Annotated in this window: 24 protein-coding genes; 13 read left to right on the top strand and 11 right to left on the bottom strand. The window is 54.4% G+C overall.

Going from position 1 to position 21,454, the window contains the following annotated elements; translation table 11 throughout:
• The 13 genes from rplF to AS89_RS0116225 all read left to right on the top strand — a co-directional run bounded on the left by rplF (position 1) and on the right by AS89_RS0116225 (position 7,396).
• Complete coding sequence (rplF, locus tag AS89_RS0116285) at positions 1–534, top strand: 50S ribosomal protein L6 (RefSeq protein WP_010133832.1); 534 nt, start codon at positions 1–3, stop codon at positions 532–534.
• 9 nt (positions 535–543) lie between these two features.
• Positions 544–894 (top strand): 50S ribosomal protein L18, encoded by a 351-nt coding sequence (gene rplR, locus AS89_RS0116280; protein ID WP_010133831.1) that lies wholly within the window; start codon positions 544–546, stop codon positions 892–894.
• Between the two features lie 10 nt (positions 895–904).
• Entirely contained in the window at positions 905–1,414 is a 510-nt protein-coding gene (gene rpsE / locus AS89_RS0116275) for a 30S ribosomal protein S5 (protein ID WP_010133830.1), read from the top strand.
• A gap of 62 nt (positions 1,415–1,476) precedes the next feature.
• Positions 1,477–1,662: a 50S ribosomal protein L30 gene (rpmD, locus tag AS89_RS0116270; protein WP_010133829.1), complete on the top strand. Its 186-nt coding sequence runs from the start codon at positions 1,477–1,479 to the stop codon at positions 1,660–1,662.
• A gap of 1 nt (position 1,663) precedes the next feature.
• A complete protein-coding gene (gene rplO, locus AS89_RS0116265) occupies positions 1,664–2,098 on the top strand; it encodes a 50S ribosomal protein L15 (RefSeq protein WP_010133828.1) in 435 nt (144 codons plus the stop codon).
• Positions 2,099–2,110: 12 nt separating this feature from the next.
• Complete coding sequence (secY, locus tag AS89_RS0116260; RefSeq protein ID WP_029250111.1) at positions 2,111–3,457, top strand: preprotein translocase subunit SecY; 1,347 nt, start codon at positions 2,111–2,113, stop codon at positions 3,455–3,457.
• Between the two features lie 39 nt (positions 3,458–3,496).
• On the top strand, positions 3,497–3,613 hold the full coding sequence (rpmJ, locus tag AS89_RS18500; protein WP_010133825.1) for a 50S ribosomal protein L36: 117 nt from the start codon (positions 3,497–3,499) through the stop codon (positions 3,611–3,613).
• 394 nt (positions 3,614–4,007) lie between these two features.
• Positions 4,008–4,364 carry a 30S ribosomal protein S13 gene (gene rpsM / locus AS89_RS0116250; protein WP_010133823.1) on the top strand — a complete coding sequence of 119 codons (357 nt, stop codon included), beginning with the start codon at positions 4,008–4,010 and terminating at the stop codon, positions 4,362–4,364.
• Between the two features lie 48 nt (positions 4,365–4,412).
• A complete protein-coding gene (gene rpsK / locus AS89_RS0116245) occupies positions 4,413–4,802 on the top strand; it encodes a 30S ribosomal protein S11 (RefSeq protein WP_010133822.1) in 390 nt (129 codons plus the stop codon).
• Positions 4,803–4,817: 15 nt separating this feature from the next.
• Positions 4,818–5,438, top strand: a complete 621-nt coding sequence (gene rpsD, locus AS89_RS0116240; protein ID WP_010133821.1) for a 30S ribosomal protein S4 — start codon at positions 4,818–4,820, stop codon at positions 5,436–5,438.
• Between the two features lie 45 nt (positions 5,439–5,483).
• Positions 5,484–6,488, top strand: coding sequence for a DNA-directed RNA polymerase subunit alpha (locus tag AS89_RS0116235; RefSeq protein ID WP_010133820.1), 1,005 nt, complete (start codon positions 5,484–5,486; stop codon positions 6,486–6,488).
• A 122-nt stretch (positions 6,489–6,610) separates the two neighbouring features.
• Positions 6,611–7,003 carry a 50S ribosomal protein L17 gene (gene rplQ, locus AS89_RS0116230; RefSeq protein ID WP_010133817.1) on the top strand — a complete coding sequence of 131 codons (393 nt, stop codon included), beginning with the start codon at positions 6,611–6,613 and terminating at the stop codon, positions 7,001–7,003.
• Between the two features lie 129 nt (positions 7,004–7,132).
• Positions 7,133–7,396, top strand: coding sequence for a YeaC family protein (locus AS89_RS0116225; RefSeq protein ID WP_010133816.1), 264 nt, complete (start codon positions 7,133–7,135; stop codon positions 7,394–7,396).
• A gap of 144 nt (positions 7,397–7,540) precedes the next feature.
• Here the strand turns inward: AS89_RS0116225 and AS89_RS0116220 are convergent, their stop codons facing one another.
• The 11 genes from AS89_RS0116220 to AS89_RS0116170 all read right to left on the bottom strand — a co-directional run bounded on the left by AS89_RS0116220 (position 7,541) and on the right by AS89_RS0116170 (position 21,336).
• Positions 7,541–8,479: a biotin-dependent carboxyltransferase family protein gene (locus tag AS89_RS0116220; protein ID WP_010133815.1), complete on the bottom strand. Its 939-nt coding sequence runs from the start codon at positions 8,477–8,479 to the stop codon at positions 7,541–7,543.
• A complete protein-coding gene (gene pxpB / locus AS89_RS17955) occupies positions 8,473–9,279 on the bottom strand; it encodes a 5-oxoprolinase subunit PxpB (RefSeq protein ID WP_010133814.1) in 807 nt (268 codons plus the stop codon). The genes AS89_RS0116220 and pxpB overlap by 7 nt, the downstream gene beginning before the upstream one ends.
• Positions 9,276–10,025, bottom strand: coding sequence for a LamB/YcsF family protein (locus tag AS89_RS0116210; protein ID WP_010133810.1), 750 nt, complete (start codon positions 10,023–10,025; stop codon positions 9,276–9,278). Before AS89_RS0116210 ends, pxpB begins: the two co-directional genes overlap by 4 nt.
• 105 nt (positions 10,026–10,130) lie before the next feature.
• Positions 10,131–10,922, bottom strand: coding sequence for a WecB/TagA/CpsF family glycosyltransferase (locus AS89_RS17950; protein WP_010133809.1), 792 nt, complete (start codon positions 10,920–10,922; stop codon positions 10,131–10,133).
• A gap of 83 nt (positions 10,923–11,005) precedes the next feature.
• Complete coding sequence (locus tag AS89_RS0116200) at positions 11,006–12,046, bottom strand: polysaccharide deacetylase family protein (RefSeq protein ID WP_010133808.1); 1,041 nt, start codon at positions 12,044–12,046, stop codon at positions 11,006–11,008.
• Positions 12,047–12,081: 35 nt separating this feature from the next.
• The gene (gene wecC, locus AS89_RS0116195; RefSeq protein ID WP_010133807.1) at positions 12,082–13,416 is read right to left on the bottom strand and encodes a UDP-N-acetyl-D-mannosamine dehydrogenase; all 1,335 of its coding nucleotides are present in this window, start codon (positions 13,414–13,416) and stop codon (positions 12,082–12,084) included.
• Complete coding sequence (gene wecB / locus AS89_RS17945; protein WP_081475762.1) at positions 13,391–14,524, bottom strand: non-hydrolyzing UDP-N-acetylglucosamine 2-epimerase; 1,134 nt, start codon at positions 14,522–14,524, stop codon at positions 13,391–13,393. The genes wecC and wecB overlap by 26 nt, the downstream gene beginning before the upstream one ends.
• A 335-nt stretch (positions 14,525–14,859) precedes the next feature.
• Positions 14,860–17,985 (bottom strand): GumC family protein, encoded by a 3,126-nt coding sequence (locus tag AS89_RS17940; protein WP_010133805.1) that lies wholly within the window; start codon positions 17,983–17,985, stop codon positions 14,860–14,862.
• Positions 17,986–17,997: 12 nt separating this feature from the next.
• On the bottom strand, positions 17,998–18,561 hold the full coding sequence (locus AS89_RS0116180; protein ID WP_010133803.1) for a polysaccharide biosynthesis/export family protein: 564 nt from the start codon (positions 18,559–18,561) through the stop codon (positions 17,998–18,000).
• 17 nt (positions 18,562–18,578) lie between these two features.
• Entirely contained in the window at positions 18,579–19,763 is a 1,185-nt protein-coding gene (locus tag AS89_RS0116175) for an outer membrane beta-barrel protein (protein WP_010133802.1), read from the bottom strand.
• A gap of 163 nt (positions 19,764–19,926) precedes the next feature.
• Complete coding sequence (locus AS89_RS0116170; RefSeq protein WP_010133801.1) at positions 19,927–21,336, bottom strand: undecaprenyl-phosphate glucose phosphotransferase; 1,410 nt, start codon at positions 21,334–21,336, stop codon at positions 19,927–19,929.
• Between the last annotated feature and the right edge of the window lie 118 nt (positions 21,337–21,454).

The raw sequence follows: 21,454 nt of genomic DNA, 5'->3' as shown, positions 1-21,454 counted from the left end.
ATGTCTCGAGTAGCTAATAGTCCCGTAAGCATCCCCGCTGGCGTGTCCGTGAGCCTTTCAGGTCAGGACATCGCTGTGAAAGGTGGTAATGGCAACCTGAACTTCTCCGCACACAGTGACGTTGAAGTTAAACAGGAAGAGAATCAGCTGACCTTTGCTGCACGCAACGGTTCCAAGCAGGCTCGTGCCCTCGCCGGCACTACCCGCGCGCTGGTTAACAACATGGTGGTCGGTGTCAGTCAGGGTTTCGAAAAGAAACTTCAGCTGAACGGTGTAGGTTACCGTGCGAAAGCATCTGGTAAGACCGTTAACCTGACTCTCGGTTTCTCGCACCCGGTAGATTACGCACTGCCGGAAGGTGTTACTGCTGAAACCCCGAGCCAGACTGAAATCGTACTGAAGAGCAGCGATAAGCAGCTGTTAGGTCAAGTGGCCGCTGAGATCCGCGCATTCCGTCCGCCGGAGCCCTACAAAGGTAAGGGTGTCCGCTACGCCGATGAGCACGTGTATCGCAAAGAGGCCAAGAAGAAGTAAGGCATAGATATGAACGTTAAGAAGCAAACTCGCTTGCGTCGTGCACGTCGTGCCCGCGCCAAGTTCCGTGAGCTGGGCGCCGTTCGCCTGACAGTGAACCGCACTCCCCGCCACATTTACGCACAGATCCTGACCGCCGATGGCGACAAGGTATTGGCCACCGCCTCTACTCTGGATAAGGACCTGCGTGAAAGCAAAACTGGTAACGTCGACGCTGCTAAAGCTGTTGGCACCCTGATCGCTGAGCGCGCGAAAGCCGCTGGCGTTGAAGCGGTAGCCTTCGATCGTAGCGGTTTTAAGTACCACGGCCGTGTTAAGGCCCTGGCAGACGCTGCCCGTGAAGCCGGTCTGAAATTCTAAGGGTTGAGTTATGGCTAGAGAAAAAGTCGAGAAGAGCAACGACGAAGGCCTCCAGGAAAAGCTGGTCCAGGTCAATCGTGTTGCCAAAACCGTTAAAGGTGGTCGTATCTTCGCGTTCACCGCTCTGACCGTAGTTGGCGATGGCAATGGCCGCGTTGGCTTTGGTCGTGGTAAAGCACGTGAAGTGCCAGTAGCCATCCAAAAGGCTATGGAAGCTGCGCGTCGCAACATGATCCAGGTAGATCTGAATGGAGACACCATCCAGTACGCTACCAACGGTCGCCACGGCGGTTCCAAGGTATACATGCAGCCCGCTTCCCAGGGTACCGGTGTAATCGCCGGCGGTGCTATGCGCTCCGTACTGGAAATGGCTGGTGTCCACAACGTACTGGCCAAGTGCTACGGCTCTACCAATCCGGTAAACGTCGTACGCGCCACCTTCAGTGCGCTGGGCAAAATGAGTAGCCCAGAAGACGTTGCTGCCAAGCGCGGCAAGTCTGTGGAAGAAATCCTGAACTGATTCGGCTCGGGCTGCAGTGATCTGCTGCAGTCCGGTCTGAACTTGCTTTGAGTGAATGAGTCATGGCTAAGAAGACCATCAAAGTAACCCAGGTTAAAAGCATCAACGGTCGTCTGAAAAACCATCAGGCATGTGTTGCTGGTCTGGGTCTGCGCCGCATTGGTCACACTGTGGAAGTGGAAGACACTCCCTCTGTGCGCGGCATGATCAACAAAGTGAACTACCTCGTTAAAGTGGAGGAGGCGTAACATGCGTTTGAATGAACTGTCTCCCGCTGAGGGTCACAAGCACAGCGCCAAGCGCGTTGGTCGCGGTATTGGTAGCGGCCTGGGTAAAACCGGCGGTCGCGGCCATAAAGGTCAAAAATCCCGCTCCGGCGGTAGTGTTCGTCCGGGCTTCGAAGGCGGTCAGATGCCTTTGCAGAAGCGTCTGCCGAAGTACGGTTTCACCTCTCGCGTTGGCCGCTTTGTTGCGGAAGTGCGTCTGGCGGAGCTGGCGAAGGTAGAGGGTGACACTATTGATTTGGCAGCGCTGAAGAATGCCGATATTATCGGCAACCACATTAAGCGCGCCAAAGTGTTCCTTTCTGGTGAACTGACCAAAGCGGTTACCGTTAAAGGTCTGGGTGTCACCAAGGGTGCTAAAGCAGCCATCGAAGCTGCTGGCGGAAAAGTAGAAGACTAAATCGAGGCCCCAATGGCACGACCAGGAACTGGTGTTAACTCCCTGGGCAACGGCAAGGGATTAGGCGAGCTTTGGGCTCGCCTTCGTTTTCTGTTTCTCGCGATTCTTGTTTATCGCATAGGGACCCATATTCCGGTGCCCGGTATTGATCCGGAGAAGCTGGCGAATCTGTTCAATCAGAATCAGGGAACGATCCTGGGTCTGTTTAACATGTTTTCCGGTGGTGCACTGGAGCGGATGAGTATCCTTGCGCTCGGCATCATGCCTTACATCTCCGCGTCCATCATCATGCAGTTGATGACCGCGGTAACGCCTTCTCTGGAGGCGTTGAAGAAGGAAGGTGATGCAGGCCGTCGCAAAATCAACCAGTACACGCGTTATTTGACCGTGTTTCTGGCCCTGATCCAGGGTATCGGTATGACCTTTGGTCTTGCCGGTCAAAACCTGGCTTATTCCGCAGAGCCGGCATTCGGTTTCTACTTCGTGGCGGTAGTGTCACTGGTAACCGGTGCAGTGTTCATGATGTGGCTGGGTGAGCAGATCACTGAGCGCGGTGTGGGCAATGGCATTTCGATGCTTATCTTTGCCGGTATCGTTGCGGGTCTGCCCAGTGCCATCGGTCAGGCTTTCGAGCAGGCGCGTCAGGGTGAATTGCACATCCTGATGCTGCTGGCCATCGGTTTCGTAGCGCTGGCGGTTGTCTACTTCGTAGTGGTGATGGAGCGCGGTCAACGCCGTATTACCATCAACCACGCACGTCGCCAGGCGGGTCGTTACTCGCAGGCGCCTGCGGCACAGTCCAGCCACTTGCCGCTGAAGGTGAACATGGCCGGTGTGATCCCGGTGATCTTTGCTAGCAGTATCCTGCTGTTCCCTGCGACTCTTGCGCAGTGGTTCGGTCAGGGTGGCGAAGGCATTGGTGCACAGATTCTGCAGTGGATGGCACTGCAGCTGGGCCCGGGTCAGCCTTTGAACATTATTCTGTTCGCTCTGCTGATCGGCTTCTTCTGCTTCTTCTATACGGCGTTGATGTTTAACCCGAATGAAGTTGCAGACAACCTGAAGAAATCCGGTGCCTACGTACCCGGTATTCGCCCAGGTGAACAGACCGCTCGTTATATCGACAGCGTTCTGACTCGCTTGACCCTGGTGGGTGCCTGTTACATCGCATTGGTATCCCTGCTGCCGCAGTTCCTGGTAGTTGGGCTGAACATTCCGTTCTATCTGGGCGGTACATCACTGCTGATCGTTGTGGTCGTTGTGATGGACTTCATGGCGCAAGTGCAATCGCACCTGCTGTCCCACCAGTATGATGGGTTAATGAAAAAGGCAAATCTGCAAAGCTACGGCCGCCGTTAATCGGTAACCCGGGCAGCAGGATTGAATTGAGGTAAGGTCATGAAAGTACGCGCTTCTGTTAAAAAGATCTGCCGTAACTGCAAAATTGTACGTCGCAAAGGCGTTCTGCGGGTTATCTGCAGCGCTGAGCCTCGTCACAAGCAGCGGCAGGGCTAATCGGCACCGCTTGCCGATTAGTGACTCACCAGGGACGGTGAGTTCCGGTGTCTAGACATCGGAGAGGTTAGGAAACCAATTGTTCGTCAAAGAATTTGCCTCTTGGCACAGCCCCGTGTTAAAAGGCGCACCGCAGATTTAGATCTGTGGTGAGACTGCAAAGTCAGCGAAAGTTGTCTGGGCAGTCTCAAAAAGGGGGCGTTGACTGTCGTCCGTTTCACCCTGAGTTTCGGCTCTGGGAAGGCGGGCTATTGCAATTTGGTGTATGAAAAGCTATTCTTGCGCGCCTTTTTGGTGGTGCTGGTGGCTTTTTATTCGCTGTCAGCGCCGAATTAAGAATTGAATCGCGCCACAACCAAAGTTGTGCGGTTCACAATACGTGGAGTACGCCTCTATGGCACGTATTGCTGGTGTAAACGTACCAGACCACAAGCACGCCGTGATCTCCCTGACCCATATCTATGGTGTCGGACGCACTACGGCCAAGTCTATTCTGGCAGCGGTAGGTATCGCTGAATCCACCAAACTTCGTGATCTGTCCGAAGACCAGATCGAAACCATCCGCGGTGAAGTTGCGAAACTGACCGTTGAAGGTGATCTGCGTCGTGAAGTATCCATGAACATCAAACGTCTGATGGACCTGGGTTGCTTCCGCGGTCTGCGTCACCGTCGCAGCCTGCCGCTTCGCGGTCAGCGCACCAAGACTAACGCCCGTACCCGTAAGGGTCCGCGCAAGCCGATCCGTAAGTAATTACTTACATCGGCAAGTCTTCACAAGTACAGGATTTAGGATATAGGTATGGCTAAGCCAAAAACTACTGCTCGCAAAAAGGTCAAAAAGACCGTTGTCGACGGTGTTGCCCACATCCACGCATCGTTCAACAACACGATCGTGACGATCACTGACCGTCAGGGCAATACTCTGAGCTGGGCTACCGCTGGTGGTTCCGGTTTCCGCGGTTCTCGTAAGAGCACCCCATTCGCAGCCCAGGTTGCTGCTGAGCGCGCAGGCACTGCTGCTCAGGAGTATGGCCTGAAAAACCTTGATGTCGAAGTTAAGGGCCCTGGCCCCGGTCGCGAATCTGCTGTTCGCGCACTGAACAACTGCGGCTACAAGATCACCAACATCACCGACGTGACGCCGATCCCGCATAATGGTTGTCGTCCGCCCAAGAAACGTCGCGTGTAAGAGGGGGTTGACGAAATGGCACGTTATATTGGACCAAAATGTAAGCTTTCCCGTCGGGAAGGTACCGATCTTCAGCTGAAAAGTGGCGTTCGCCCACACGACTCTAAGTGTCGTGCAGAGACCAAGCCGGGTGTTCACGGCGCTGGTCGCGGCCGTCTTTCCGACTACGGCATTCAGCTGCGTGAAAAACAAAAAGTACGCCGTATCTACGGTGTGCTGGAAAAGCAGTTCCGCAACTACTATAAGGAAGCGGCGCGTCTGAAAGGTGCAACTGGTGAAAACCTGCTGCAACTTCTGGAAAAACGCCTGGACAACGTGGTTTACCGCATGGGCTTCGGCTCTACTCGTGCTGAAGCACGTCAGCTGGTATCTCACAAGGCGATCCTGGTGAATGGCGCTACCGTAAACATCCCTTCTTACTCTGTTAAAGAAGGCGACGTTATCTCCATTCGCGAGAAGTCCAAGAAGCAGATGCGTATCCAGAACTCCGTTTCCCTCGCTGCACAGCGCGGTGACGTAGAGTGGGTAGACGTGAACGCGAGCAAGCTCGAAGGTACCTTCAAGCGTGTTCCGGATCGCGTAGATCTGCCGGCAGAGATCAATGAAAACCTTATCGTGGAACTCTACTCCAAGTAAGGCTCTGTTCCATTTAAGGAATAAAACTGTAATACAGGTATGGCTATGCAGACTGCTGTCAACGAGTTTTTGACACCTCGTCGTATTGACGTCACCGAGTACAACCAGAACCACGCTAAAGTGGTTCTGGAACCGCTGGAGCGTGGTTTCGGCCACACTCTCGGCAACGCGCTGCGCCGCATCCTGCTGTCCTCCATGCCGGGCTGCGCCGTCACTGAAGTTGAGATCGACGGTGTTGAGCACGAGTACAGCGCAATTGAAGGTGTGCAGGAAGATGTAATCGAAATCCTGCTCAACCTGAAGGAAATTGCGGTGGTGATGCACGGCAAGGACCAGGCAGTGCTGAGCCTGAGCAAGAAAGGCCCAGGTGCGGTTACCGCAGGCGACATTCAGGTGGACCACGACATCGAAATCGTGAACCCCGAACATGTGATCGCAAACATCACTGGCGATGTTGAGCTCAACATTCGTCTGACCGTTGCGCGCGGCCGTGGCTACCAGCCCGCCGACGCACGTCGCGAAGACGAAGAAGAGACCCGCGCCATTGGCCGTCTGCAACTGGACGCATCTTTCGGCCCGGTTCGTCGCGTGTCCTACAGTGTGGAATCCGCACGTGTGGAACAGCGTACTGACCTGGACAAGCTGGTTCTGGACCTGGAGACCAACGGTACTCTGGACCCGGAGGAAGCGATCCGTCGCGCCGCCACTATCCTGCAGCAGCAGCTGGCAGTATTTGTGGACCTGGAAGGCGAGAAGGATGCCCAGCCTGAAGCGAAGGAAGAGGAAGTTGATCCGGTGCTGTTGCGCCCGGTCGATGACCTGGAGCTGACCGTCCGTTCGGCTAACTGTCTGAAGGCAGAAAACATCTACTACATCGGCGACCTGATTCAGCGTACCGAAGTAGAGCTGCTGAAGACTCCGAACCTGGGTAAGAAGTCTCTGACTGAGATCAAAGACGTTCTGGCCTCTCGCGGTCTCTCCCTGGGCATGCGTCTCGAGAACTGGCCGCCGGCCAGCCTCAAAGGCGATAGCAAGCTGAGCCCCCTGTAAAGCGTTTGTGGTGCGGGTGTTGAGCCCGGCCCTGTAAGAAACCCGAGTGGTGTGTGCCCATAGCAAATACCACTCACAAACGACTTGCTGAGAAAGCAATTCTAGTCGTGAGGAATTGAGTTATGCGTCATCGTTATAGTGGCCGTAAATTCAGTCGTACTAGCTCTCACCGCAAGGCCATGTTCAAGAACATGACCGCCTCTCTGGTAGAGCACGAGCTGATCAAAACCACACTGCCTAAAGCCAAGGAACTGCGTCGCGTTGCCGAGCCGCTGATCACCCTGGCCAAGAAAGACAGTGTTGCTAACCGCCGTCTGGCTTTCGCCCGTATCCGTGATAAGGATGCAGTGCGCAAGCTGTTCGACGAGCTGGGTCCTCGTTACGAAGCCCGTCCTGGTGGATACATCCGCATTCTGAAATGTGGTTTCCGCGCAGGCGACAAGGCGCCGATGGCCTACGTCGAGCTGGTGGATCGTCCGGTTGCGGACGAGACTGCAGAAGCTGCAGAAGCTTAAGACCTCGAGTCTTAAGTCATCGGTAAGCTACCGGTCTTAGGGCCGGTGGTCTCCGAGCAAAGGAAAGCCGGTCATTGACCGGCTTTTTTTTGGTGTGTCTGTCTCGTTGAATACAAAGGGGATTCGAAGATGTTTCAGTCGCTCGATGAACTATTGAAAATACTCAATCCGCAGATTGTCGGCAGCTTAAAGCGGGCAATTGAGTTGGGTAAATGGCCGAATGGTGTGGCGATAACCGCTGAGCAGAAAATGCTGTGTGCGGAAGCGGTTGCACATTGGGAGCAGCAGCATACGGACCCGAAAAGCCGTGTGGGTGTGGTTCCCCCCAAGTCGACGCCCTGCGCGGACAAGCATAATGACGATGAGTCTTCCATAACCTGGGTTGATTCTTGAACGTTGTTGACTCGTCGGCATAGCGCATTCGCGCTACTGACTGCCTTCCTTTCCCTGCTTGCATGGTGTTTCGTGCCAGCAATCCGTGCGGCTGTATCCGCATCTGTCCTCTTGCCGCGTGCCTGGCGTTCATGTATCGATATATCAACCGAGCGTCTGATCCTGGGTGAGTTGAGCCATTAGTGCGTGTTTGTCTCGCAGTACTCTATGGGCTGTATCCAGTGTTACACGGGTGAAGTTGATACGGTCATACGGTTTAAGCTGGCCAAGCAGGTGCTGATCGGCGCTGATCACGTGGCCAATACGCGGATACCCGCCGATTGTTTGCGCCTCGACAAATGAAATAATGGGTGTGCCACTCGGTGGAACCTGTATGGTACCGGGGCAAAGGCAGGATGAGGTCATTTGCGGTAAACCGCTGGTTTCTAACGGCCTACACGCCAAACGAATCCCCATGCGATTGCTTTGGGGTGAGACCTCGTAAGTCGCGCCGGTGAAGCGCTCACGTTCGCGTGGACTCAAGTAATGCGCCTCAGCACCGTCAATTATGCGCAGCTGGGGGCGCCCGGCGTAATTCAGTCGATATTCGGCCGGTAATCGGCGTTTGGCCGCCAAGCGGGTGTTACTCAGGGGGACTTTGTCGCCGCCCTTGAGTGCGCGGTTGTGGAAGCCGCCAAGACCAATCTGTAACTGCGTGGCAAGGCTACCGAAGACACGGGGAACCTGTATGTCTGCCGATATGGCGAGATAAGCACGGGCACCGCTGCGTAACCTGCCAAAGTTGAGGGTGTCACCCGGTTGGACATGGATGACAGTGTCGTTTTCGACCGGTATATCATTGAGTGTCAGGTCAAACCGTGCCCCACACACGGCAAGGCACAATTCCGCCTCGAATTGAATGCGCGGGCCTACCATGGTGACTTCAAGGCAAGCCGCTGCTGGCCGGTTGCCCAGCAGTCGATTTGCCAACGTCATGGCCACGGGGTCGGCCGCACCACCTGGCGCAACGCCATATCGCATCAAGCCACGATACCCGCCGTCTTGAATACTGGTTTGTAGTCCACCCGACAGGACAGTCAGCATGATGGTGTTTTCCCAGGCTGCTCCTGCGCCGGATCTTGCGCCGACTCCTGTGCCAAGATCAGAGCCAGGGCCTTAAATTTTTCTGCCGAAATAGGGACAAACCGAACACGATCTAGGGGGCGCGCGACAAAAGGGTATTCTCGCGTTGGATCAAATAATCGAATCGGTGTGCGGCCAATGATCTGCCAGCCGCCAGGCGTCTCCTGTGGATAAATACCCGTTTGGCTACCACCAATGCCAACCGAGCCTGCCGCGAGCTTCACTGCGGGTTGCGACTTGCGCGGGCAGGTAAGTTCTGGGTCAAGGCCACCAAGATAGAGAAACCCGGGTGTGAAACCCAGCATATGCACCAGGTAGCAGGGGGCGCTGTGCCGGCGAATCACTTCATTGCGGGTAAAACCGACGCGTGCGCACAGCGCATCCATATCAGGCGCGTAATCGCCTTCATAGCAGACCGGGATTTCGATCGTAGTGCTACCTGCCGACGGGCTGGGAACTCGGGCTTTATCGCTTGTAACAATGAAATCGCGCACCAGCGTATGCAGCCGCTCCCTCAGCGGCGGCTGGTCTTGAGGAGAGGGCTGCAGCGGGTCGTAGCATACAGTGAGGCTGCGGTACGCTGGAATCAGTTCGATAACTTCGGGCCAATCACCGCTCGCTATCTGTTGCTCAAGATGGGTTTCGAGACCAATAATTAGCGCGCTCAATGCCTCAGATACTGCGCCGTCAAAACAGATATCCCAGGCGGAGTCGCCGTTGCTCTGAAGAACGTAGCCGGGGAGTTGCAGTGATTCGATCATGTGCCGACGTGGATGCCTTCGCGCTGCAGGGCGCCCACCAGCTTTTCCGCTATTTGCACAGCATTGGGATTGTCACCGTGCAGGCAGATGCTGTCTGCGGTGAATGAGAGCTCAGTGTCGTCGATGGAGGGGAAACCGTGGCCGCGGATGAGCCCCAGAGTTTGTTGGATACAAAGGTCAAAGTCTGCGATCACGGCGCCGGGCATCGACCTCGGGGACAGCCGCTGCTTGTTGAGATAGCGGCGGTCCATAAAGCCTTCACGAATAAATGGGTGTGCGAGCTCTTTTGCGGCTGTTTCCATCGCGCCGTTTGCAAGCCCAAGAATACCCAGGTCGGGAAACTTGCGATGGATCAGGTCGGTGAGAAGTGACGCCAGTTTCGGATCGGCCTCGGCATCGTTGTAGAGAGCGCCATGCAGTTTCACGTGATCAAGCGTGACGCCCTGTTGCCTGGCGAGAACCGTGAGAGCCTCGATTTGTGTGGATACCGATGTGGCGAGTTCTTCTGCTGAAATATCGAGACTTCTACGGCCAAAATTCTCGCGATCGGGATAGCCAGGGTGCGCACCGATGGAAAGGCGATGTTCCAATGCATTTTCCAGTGAAATGGCCATGGTTTGCGGGTTACCCGCATGGCCACCACAGGCAATATTACAGCGGGAAATATAGGGCATGAGTAGCGCATCCCGCGCGCAGTCCTCCGCGGTGCTCCCCTCGCCGAGATCGCAATTGATATCGATATTCACGCGTAGATTCCTCCCCCAAATGGCCTTCCAAAGTTCCAGATTATGCAGCCAGCGTACTGGGGCGCGTAAATCTGGATGGAGGAGCTGCAGTGCGCGAAAGGCCTCTCACTCCCCGGATTGATTCGACTCTTGTGCTTGCACAGGATGCGCCGGCCTGGGCCTGAATCCCATGCGGCATTTCTCTCTCAGCAGCTGACAGGCAAACGCGCAATTGGTTACCAGGTAGCGACGCCACATGCGGCGTGGCTCTTGCAGCAGGCGGAATAACCACTCCAGACCAGCCCGTTGCATCCACTTGGGTGCACGCTGCACCTTGCCTGCCACCACATCAAAGGTGCCTCCAACGCCCATAACAAAGTCGACATTGAGTTGATCACGCCAGCGGTGGATAAAATTTTCCTTGTGTGGCGATGTGATGGCAACGAACAATAATCTCGCCCCGGAACGGCGGATATCGTCGACCACCGATTGCTCGTCTTCCCAGAAGTAGCCGTGGTGCCAACCGGCCACTTTAAGCTGTGGATAGCGCGATTTTAGCCGTAATACGGCTTTTGATACTACCGCCGCACGGGCGCCCAGAAAATAGACAGGGAAGCCCTTTTCCGCGCTCATTTCCAACAGACTATAAAACAGGTCGATACCCGCTACCCGTTCAGGAACATCGTGACCAAGAAAACGGGCACCCCATACCACGCCAGTGCCATCGATGTTTATGATGTCACATGACCCGACCGACTCCGCGAGCGCGGGGTCACTCTGCATGTGGATCAGCTTTGCAACGTTGACAACCACATGCTGGGTAAATGTATGGGATTGAATCCTGTCGCCAATCAGCGCTACCGTATCTTGCCGCGATGCAATATCCATGGGCGCACCGAGCAATTCAATTCTATGCATGGGGGATCCTTTTTCTTTACGTATTCGTGTAACCCACAAGAGTCAATGGCATACGCATATGCGGGGCCATTGCGGAGGGTGAACTATTCGTGGAGTGCCTTTCTGGCCAACGCGATGGCATCCGCTTGGGCGGGCGGCGGCCGGTGATAACCCGATAGCTGGAGCCCCTCGCTGTACACGTCTTGCAGCCAGCTATTCAGCTGGTTGAGGCTGAAAGGGGTAAGGGATTTCGGGTGCCCCATCGCGATGAAACATTCCTGCCGCTTGCGCCTTGCCTCGCTGAATGCGCGCTGCAACAGGCTTGCTTTAAAGCCATCCACCGATACAGCCATGTGCGAATAATGCGTGAGCAGGTGCAGCAGATCCGTACGGCTGTTGCCCAGCGCGTAACCATCCCCGAAGCGTGTGTGGTATTCGCCGCGCGCGAGCAGCCGGTTCAGGGCAAAGCGCCAGTAAAAGAGCGGGGATACCCGGTGAGAAGAGATCGCCACCTCGGTAAATACGCCGTTAACCATGGGGCGGCATGGATCGCGATCAAATTTCCAGCGCGCACCGGTGGGAGCAGAGCGGAAGTCAAATTCGTGTGCTTGCGAGCTGGCGCCACCGCCGTGATAGACCGAGCTGTCTATGTGGATGCCATTGTCGATCAGTGGTTGGGCAAGTGGCATAAATGGTTGTACACACCAGCCGCCGGCACGAAACACAAATACCTTGTGTTGGAGGTGCCGGTTCAACTCCGAGGTGCATCGATCAATAATAGAGACGATATCCTGCTCAGGCCATTGCGAGAGCCTGTAGCGGTCGATCACTGTATGCCACTGCTGACCGTCGTGCCATGAGTCAAACCAGTGCGGATGTATGTGCAGCTGAATTTGATGGCCGCGCGCTTCCAGCTGGCGGATGTGCGCTACCACCGCAAGATACTCTTGCTGCAGGTGTGGAAACTGGTGTGTAAATTCGCGCAGACGGACCAGATAACTGGCGTCGACAAAGAATACCGCGGGTGCTGAATATGCCTCGAGGACACGTAACAGGGCATCGCAGGGCTGAATCAAGCAAGCGTCAGGGGTTCCTGTCTGCCTGCCAAAGAACAGCTCATAATCCAGTGTTAATGCGATATCCATACGCGGCAATCCGGCGTAGCTATTCAGATATTCAGCTATTCAGCTATGTCAACTATGGTCGTACAGCTAGCCACAGGCTCTGCCTGTTTCTCGAGCCGCGGAAGTAACCCGCGTGTATCGACCACCGTTTTCCCAGCGAGCAGACCACTGTCGATATCGAGAAATGACGAGTGATCGACGAGCACTACAACGATATCTGCGTGGGCCAGCGCCTCATCAAGCGACACAAGGGCGACTCCTTTTGATGAGAGCTCCACTGGTAAGCTGTCGATATTTGGTTCTACGGCAAGCAATTGATTATCACTGCGCTCCGATAGTTCTTTCACCACGTCCAAGGCCGGGCTTTCCCGCAAGTCATCGATATCCGGCTTAAATGCGAGCCCGAGACAGGCGATGATTGGGTTTGCATGCTTCTGTGTCGCTTGGAACACCTGGTCCGCTACGTAAGCCGGACGCGCATCATTGACTTTGCGCGACTGTGCGATGAGCTTTGCCTGTTGCGGCGCACTACTGACAATAAACCAGGGATCCACGGCGATGCAGTGACCGCCCACCCCCGGCCCGGGGTTGAGAATACTGACTCGCGGATGCCGATTGGCCAGCCGAATCAGCTCCCAGACATTCACACCGAGCTCATCGCAGATAAACGCCATCTCATTGGCAAATGCGATGTTTACGTCCCGGTACGCGTTCTCCGTCAACTTGGACAGCTCGGCCGTGCGTGCATCGGTGATGATGCAGTCGCCTTCAACAAATAGTTGATAAAGGCCGAGTGCGGCAAGACTACAAGCCTCACTCACCCCGCCAATGATTCGATCGTTAGCGACCAGTTCCTCGAGCGCTTTGCCCGGCAGGATGCGTTCGGGACAGTAGGCAACGTGCACATCTGTCGCCCCGAGTTCACCTTGAACCGGGAAAGAAAGATCAGCGCGCGCATTGCGCAACCAGCCCATCAGCTTCTCTGTGGTCCCCACCGGAGACGTGGACTCCAGGATAACCAAGTCACCCGGTTTCAAAACCGGTACTATCGACTCTGCGGCGGCCTGGATATAGCTTAAGTCGGGCGCTGGCGTTTCAGACTGTTCCGCTTCGACGAATGGCGTTGGTACCGCAATAATGAAAGCGTCAGCGGGCTCAGGGCGCGTTACTGCGCGCAGTTTTCCCGCGCCAACCACCTGGTTTACCAGTCGCTCCAAACCGGGTTCGCTAATATGCACTGTGCCTGCATTTACTGCTTCCACTGCGGTAGCTACGACATCGACCCCAACGACATCAATGCCTCTTGACGCAATAACCGTCGCGGTGGGCAGGCCTATATAACCAAGCCCAATAACGGAAATCCGATTAAACGGCAACTTCCTGCGTTGCATGCAAAATTCCTTTCAATATCTTCTCGCAGGCGAATCCATCGCCGTATGGGTTTACTGCTGCACTCATTGCCTCATAGGCAAATTCATCATTGAGCAGCGTGTTCACCCCGGCGACGATTTTCGCACTGTCGGTGCCCACTAGCTTCACCGTCCCCGCCCTCACCCCTTCGGGACGTTCGGTGACATCGCGCATGACCAGTACTGGCTTTCCTAAAGATGGCGCTTCTTCCTGAATTCCGCCGGAATCGGTCAAAATAAGGTGCGCACGGTGCATCAGGTAAACGAAGGGAAGGTAGGTAAGTGGGCTTATCAAATGCACATTGTCGAGCTCTGATAGCATTTGATTGACCGGCTCCTGTACACGTGGGTTGAGATGCACAGGATAGACAAACTGTACGTCATCTCGTGCGGCGAGCTCACGGATAGCGTGGCAGATATTCTCCAGACCGGTGCCAAAGTTTTCCCTTCTGTGACCGGTAATCAGGACAATCTTTTTGTCCGGATGCAGGAACGGGAACTGAGACTCGAGTTCTGCGCTCAGCTTGTCATCCGTTTCAATGCGGCGTACCACATCAATGAGTGCGTCGATGATGGTGTTGCCAGTGACCGTGATCTTCTCTTCTGACACAGATTCATTGAGCAGATTCTGACGAGACAAGGTGGTGGGCGCGAAATGGTATTCAGCGATGGCCCCGGTCAGCTTACGGTTCATTTCTTCCGGCCAGGGACTGTAAATATCGTCCGTACGCAAGCCGGCTTCCACATGGGCAACGGGTATCTTGCAATAGTAAGCTGACAGGGAAGCGGCAAGGGTGGTCGTCGTATCGCCATGCACGAATACTCGGTCGGGCTTGCAATCGTTCAGTACATCCCGCATACCCAGCAAAATACGTGAGGTTACCTGAAAGAGATCCTGGTTCGGCGCCATAATATCCAGATCATAATCTGGCTCAATCTCGAATAGCGACAACACCTGGTCGAGCATCTCCCGGTGTTGTCCGGTGACACAGACCTTGGTGTCGAATCTTGAGTCTCCACGTAACAGATTCACCAGTGGAGCCATCTTGATTGCTTCGGGTCGTGTTCCGAAAACAAGTAATACACGCATAACTTGTCGATTCCAGCCTAGGGAAATGTATTAACACCGCTTCTTTCTTTATAGCTGTGAGCCGTCCGCTTGGCCTGTTTTATTCCGAAAAACCTGAGGGAATAAATGCCCTTATTTTTGGGCGCATTTTCTTGTTTACTGGAAGTGGATGGGGAGAAGGACCACTAAATCGAATCGATGTTGCGCAGGGCACATCATGAATGATCGAATTAAATACAGCAGAGAGGCTGCGAGGGATAGGTGCCTGTAGCCACGTATATTCGTGACTACAGGCAGGTGTGCTTAGGGAATACATACTTTACCGGTGACGCACCCGCGCGATGTATCCCAGTGGATCACTTCTTGGCTGCACGTTTGGCGCGGGCACGCTTTTTACGTTGTTTCCTTTTTGCCCGTGATCGTTGACTTCTCGGGGAGCGAGACTTCTTTTTTGGCTTGTCGTCACTAACGGGATTTGTCTCCTCCTCGATCTCGCCCTCTGCAGAGGATGTATCGTCTGCGCACTCATCAGAATCAAATTGCGGCAGTGTGAAGCCTTCGGCGTCGGTGAAAAACTCACGCTCAGTCGTAGCCTCCGCTGTACTCTCTGCTTGGGAAGCGAGCATGCCAGACGAATCGCTCGCGGTGATATTGTCCGCAGTGCCATTTAATCTGCTTGCAGTTGTCGTCTCCTGGAAAGTTTCTTGGGAAGTTTCCTGGGAAGTTTCCTGGACAATTTTTTGGGTAGTTTCTTGGGCAGTTTTCTGGACAGTTTCTTGAGTATTCTCCGCGATAGTCTCTTCGATGACCTGCGGAAGAGCGTCTTGCGCAACTTGTTGTGCAGTCTGTTGGGCAAGATCCGTATCGACACCCGTATCAATGGCCACATCGTCACCATTGATAAATTCATCCGGTACGTGATCCTCGGCACGTACGACTACAATTTCCTCGGTCTCTATCGCAACCTCTGCGGTGAGTTGATCCTCCTCTACCACTGCGGCATCCGTCGCTGCTAACTCGACGTCTTGCGTCATCGCTAGCTGTTCTTGCGACTCATTATCTGGTGCAGAAACAACGGCAACATCGTCATCAAGTGCCAGGGTAGTTGACGCCCGACTATGCGCGGTAATATCGACATTACCCGTGTGCACCGATGTGCGACTATCACGCTTTTCTGGGCGAGAGAGAGCATGGGCATCGTCCGTGGCGGCCGCCGTGAATCGGGCAGACGTTGAGCGTGGATGCACATCAGGGACGAAGGACGACTCAGTCGGCTGGGAGCTCGCAGTAGACACGTTCACTGGCGCACTGTCGCGTCGGCTGTTGCCATAGTCGTAGTCATAATACTCATCGGCGTAGATCGCGTCCTTGCTGGTATCTACGTGCGTGAGCACTACTCCATCTATCTTGCTGTTGAGCTTGGTGAGTCGTTCAACGCCGCGTGAAACAGTCCGCTTATTGGTGGAGTCATACTTCACCACGTAAAGCAGGGCATCCGCCAGGCGTGAAATGATCAGTGCGTCGCTTACGGCCTGGACCGGTGGGCTATCAATGACAACCCGATCATAGTCCTGAGCCAGCGTGCTGATGGTTTCCGCAAAGCGCGCAGACACCAACAACTGTTGTGGGTCTGGCAGGTGGCTCCCAGATGGCATTACATGCAAGTTACTGCCAATGTCCTTGTAGACGCAGTCTGCCACTGACTTGTTACCCTGAATTAAGTCAGTAATTCCAGGGTGGTTGGAGCCAATACGAAAATCTGCGCCGACTGTGGGCTTGCGTAGGTCCAAGTCTACCAGCAGCACACGTTCAACCTGGCTGAGAGCGAAAGCAAGATTCTCGGCGACTGTTGTTTTGCCCTCTGCGGGAACGGAGGATGTCACCAATATGGTGCGCATGGACTTGCCCAGGCCGGTCAGTACGACTCCAGTACGCAGTGTGCGGACCGCCTCACTAAATGTGTAATGATCCGGGTCGAAAAAGGTGCGCAGATTTAGTTTTGAGCCTTTGGGCGTACTGACTTCTGGCAGCAAGCCGATCAGGTTCTGACCGAGATGCACCTCGACATCTTCCGGGCTGCGTACTCCCAGGCGAATGAAGTCGAGTAACAGGGCGATTGCCGTTGCAAACACGGCGCTCAGGGCGAGTGCCATCATTGCCAAGAGCTTTTTGTTGGGCTTGGTCGCGGTATTGGGAGGCACCGCTGAATCAAGGAAGCGCGCCGGAGCGATTTCGAAGCCAGATGCCTCGCGTGTTTCGTTCGCCCGGGTGAAAAAGGTGTCGTAGAGCTGACGGTTGACTTCTACTTCTCGCACCAGCTCCTGATAGCGGAACTCTTTTTGTGAAACGTTCTGGTAGGCAGCTTTTGCCCGTTGCACTTCCTGTTCTTGCGCTGCAACTCGTGCCTGCGCCGTGTTGTACTGGCTTTCGATGGATTCCGCCAGAATGCGGACTTCACTGGCTAACTGCTCGCGGATCATGTCCAGTTCATTACTGGCCGCAATCATCGTCGGGTGCTTGGGTTTGTAGCGCCTGGCCAACTCCGCAACATTGCGTTCAGCGGCTGCCTCATTGCGCTTTATCTCTTGGATCAGCGGATTACTGATTACCTCTGGCAAATTGGCTAGCGCCAGCTCATTGCCTTTGAGACGCTCAAACTGGTTGAAGATACTGGCAATTTGCTTGAATTCCCGTCGTGTTTCCTGGAGTTGGCTGGTAGCAGAATTCAAGTCCTGCTCGGAAAGACCACGCACACCACTAAGATCAACGAGATCTTCGGTCTCGCGAAAGTTTTGTAAGTTCTTTTCCGATGCTTCCAGCTTGGAACGCAGGGTTTCCTGCCGCTCGTTTAGCCAGGATGTTGCACGATTTGTGAACTGCTCTTTCGCTTCCGATTGGAAAAATATGAACTCCTCGACCAGGGCGTTGGCAACGTCGGCAGAGAGCTTTGCCGATTGGGCTTCAAACTGCACCTTCACCAGGTTCGTATTGCGCGCTGGAGATATAGTCAAACGCTTGAGAAATGTCGAGGTGACCTTCTCGAGCGAGGCCGTTCCTTTCGCATCCGACACCGGGCTGCCTGTCGTATTGCGGCTTGCAAATAAAGTGGATAGCCCGGACTTCTCCTGTGGCGCGAATTCAGGGTGATTTACCAGGTCGAGGCGTCTGATGACCCGCTCGGCCAGCTGTCGTGACTTTAGCATCTCTGTTTGTGTGAGAATGTAGTCACGGCGCTGTGCGCCAAGATCGTAGATTTCCTCGACCGAGACCGGATTGGCTTGATCCACTTCAAAAACCAGCGATGCGGTGGCCTGATAGCGCGATGGCATTTTGTAAATAAATGCGATCGCGACAGCGGAAATAGCCACACTGAGGCCAAAGATCAGCCAGCGCCTGGCGAAGAGAATTTTCCAGTAGCGCAGTAGATCCAGGCTTTGTTCCTGTGGTAGTTCGTCGCCACCATTGCCCTGTGCATAGTTCATATGGTTTCTCTACTAAAAAAAGCTCTGCTTTACGGTAATAATGTCACCGGGATATAGCTTGGTATCCAGGTCCGCTTCGATCGTGATTTGCCCGTTGCCCTGGCCGCGCTTGATCAGAATCTTGTCTCGTGATGCGCGCGGGGTAAAACCACTGGCCATTGCGACGGCTTTGTTGATCGTGAGTCCCGGCAAGTAGGCGTAGCTTCCTGGCGTGTTGACCTCGCCATCCACAAAGAATGACCTGTATTGGGTGATCGTGACCTCGACGCTGGGATTCACCAGATAGCCGTCAAGCAGTCCGGCTGCAATTTTTTTCTCGACAAGTGACGCACTGAGGCCGGCGACCTTTACCTCGCCAAGGAAGGGGTAGTTGATAACCCCGCTATCACTGAGGCGCACTTCAAGCGAAAGCTCCTCTTCGCCAAATACACGGATGTTAATGACGTCGCCGGCACCAAGTTGATACTGGTCATCAAGTAATTTTGAAGACACCTCGGCATTCGCCTGGGTGATGATTGCAGCTATAAACCATGGAGCTAGTAAGCACATGGTCCAGCGGATTCTATATTTGCGCATAAAATCTCCTCACATCTTTAGTAGGACGCGTCAAATCCGATGAATACTTGGTTGCGTTGGTAGGAAAACAGTTGGCTGGTTGCCCCTTGATTCAGGGTAGATATGCCAGTTCGAAGGTCCATCCAGGGACGGAATTGGTAACGCAAGGTGGTACCCCAGCGACGGATGTTTTCAGTCAATTGCGTGCCGGTAAAATCGGCCTTCGTGTAACGGAAGAACAGATCGCTTTCGATTTTTTCATTCCACGAATGTCTCCACGCGACCGAAGCGGAAGTTGCATCTACAAAGTTTGCGATACCAGCTGCCGAATCGACAGGACGCCGTTCCGCAGTGAGTAGTAATTCACTTGTCTCCAATGGGCTCCAATTCAGCGATGCTTGCCAGCGTGGCCGGCGATAGTCTGTGATCGCGGAGTCGGTGTAGCTCTTTTTGACCAGGCCGCCGAGAATTGTGGCGGTGATTTTTTCGGTTTCGCGCTCAATACCGACCATCAGGCTGGTTTCATCGTTATCGCGATCTAGTAGGTCGCCCACAGGCGTGTCGTAACGGATTCGCCGTCCTTCGAGATTCGCGAGAAGCGCGGTTTTACCGCCGATGTTTGCGGAAAATGTACCGTTGATAAACGGAGAGCGTCGATCACGTGCGACGATTTCTTCCCGGTAGTCTCGGTTACTGGTACCCAGGGTGACGCCGAGAAATCCACGTGCGCCTTCTGCACCGAAGCCATAGGACACGTACAGGTCGGACTGCCGATAGCGGTCTCGCTCGAAAATGAGGCTTTCGAGGTCATCTACCACTTGATCGTTGAACTCGTCATTGATGCTGAGGTAGGCAGCACCGAAGGTCAGGTTGTGCCTTCTTCCCAGGTCCCAATCCGCAGTACCGCTTAGTGCGTGATCGGTAAATGAGCTGCGTCCACTATTCAGGTAATTGCCATGGGAAAGTGCATACTCCATCGAGTAGACAATAGCCCCGCGATCGTACTCGAGCCCCATGCGGGGTGTGGTGAGTAACAGAAAGCTGTCGATTCCATCTTGGGGCGCGTTGTTGATGTTGTCGTCGTATCGCAGATCCATACCGACGGCGGGCGTCAGCAGTATTCCAGATCCAAGTTTTATGGGATCGGCAGAGGCGACAACACAATATGCAGAGAGCGCGGTGGCAATAATACCTGTTGCCAATGAGCGGGTACTGGAGAGCATATATGTCCTTCCTGCTTGCGATATCGCGTTGAGGCGGGGACTGCTACTAACCCGTCTATAACAATTGCGGTGGTTCTTTTCTTCTGAAACCTGAGTTTAGAAGCACCTGCGAAGTGTGCACATCAACTGCACAAAAACAGCCAATAATCGGCGCGGTGTTAATTCAGTATGCATTTTTGCCGACGAAACCACGTGACACAGTGAGGCATAAGATTCGCAGGTCGAGGAATATCGACCAGTTGCGAATGTACTCCAGATCGTGTTCGACACGTTTGTGCATTTTTTCCAGCGTATCGGTTTCACCGCGCCAGCCATTGATTTGTGCCCAGCCGGTAATACCGGGCTTCACTTTATGGCGCAGCATGTAGCCGCTGACGATGGAGCGAAATTGTTCGTTGTGCGCTACCGCGTGAGGGCGTGGGCCGACGATGGACATAGAGCCACCGAGCACATTGAATAGCTGTGGCAATTCATCCAGTGAAGTGCATCGCAAGAAGCGACCGAAGGGGGTAACTCGCGCATCGTTTTTTTGTGCCTGTTGGATGTGAGGCCCATCTTCGGTGCACGTCATGGAGCGAAATTTCCAGACGTCGATGGTATGCCCGTTCAGACCATAGCGACGCTGCTTAAACAGCACTGGGCCCGAGCTGGTGAGTTTTACACCAAGCGCGATGAGTAACATTAATGGGCTCAAAAGGACTAATGCCAGTGTCGAAACCAGAAGGTCTTCGAGCCGCTTTAACCAACTGTTGATTCCTTGAATAGGGCTGTCATAAATACTCAGGACCGTGCTGCCTCCGATCCGCTGCCAGCGCGTTTGCAGTAAATTACTACCGAAGATGTCTGGTAGAAGAAAGACGGTGGCCGTGGTATCCCCTAAAGCCGCCAGCAGTTCGCCAATATGACGTGCCTCTCCCATTGGCAACGCGATGTAGATCAAATCGAGATCGCCAGCCCTTGCCGCGGATAACGCCTGTTCTAATTCACCTGCGAGCAGGTGGGCGTTTTCATGCGTGATCGCATCAGTGTCTCCGTCGTACCCGGGAAGCCGGTAGATACCCTGTAGTCGAATACCTAACTGGGGGTTGCGCTGTAATTCCTCGGCCAGCCTGACTGCCGCCTGATTGAACCCAAGAATTGCAGCGGAACGGGTATTGTGATCATTGACCCTCAGGTAGTGGAGCAGTTGCCGCAAAGCGAAGCGCCATAACCCCAGCCCTAGCAGAGTCAAGCAGAACCAACTGCCCACCACGAGACGAGAATAAATAGCTGCCTGCGCAGAGAAGTAGCCGATGAGTAGCAGCAGCAGGCAGACCACGGCCCAGGCGAGTGCGGTCGTCAAAAGCATATTGCGAAAGCTTTCTGTCCGCCATGATCGGTACAGCTCGAGTGATTCCCCGATAAATGCAAACAGTATTACCGCGGTAAGGCCGGCAATGAGCCAATCCTTATCGAGAGCAATACCACTGACGAGTGTGCAGACCAATAAGGCGCCGAGTATCAGCGCACCATCAAGCAGACGATAAACAGCGGCCAAATCACTTTGATGGGTGCGGATCCATCCCTGCTGCACTGCGCTACCTCCGGGATTACTTCTACAACTTGCTGCTGATAATTCAATCGGGTTGGTTGCCAATTAAACCGGTTGAGCATCTTTTGCACATAATATTGGACGAGTATCCGAAGCCCGC

Source organism: Microbulbifer agarilyticus S89, from assembly GCF_000220505.1.
Classification (GTDB): domain Bacteria; phylum Pseudomonadota; class Gammaproteobacteria; order Pseudomonadales; family Cellvibrionaceae; genus Microbulbifer; species Microbulbifer agarilyticus_B.
This window is presented reverse-complemented; position numbering and strand designations above follow the sequence as displayed.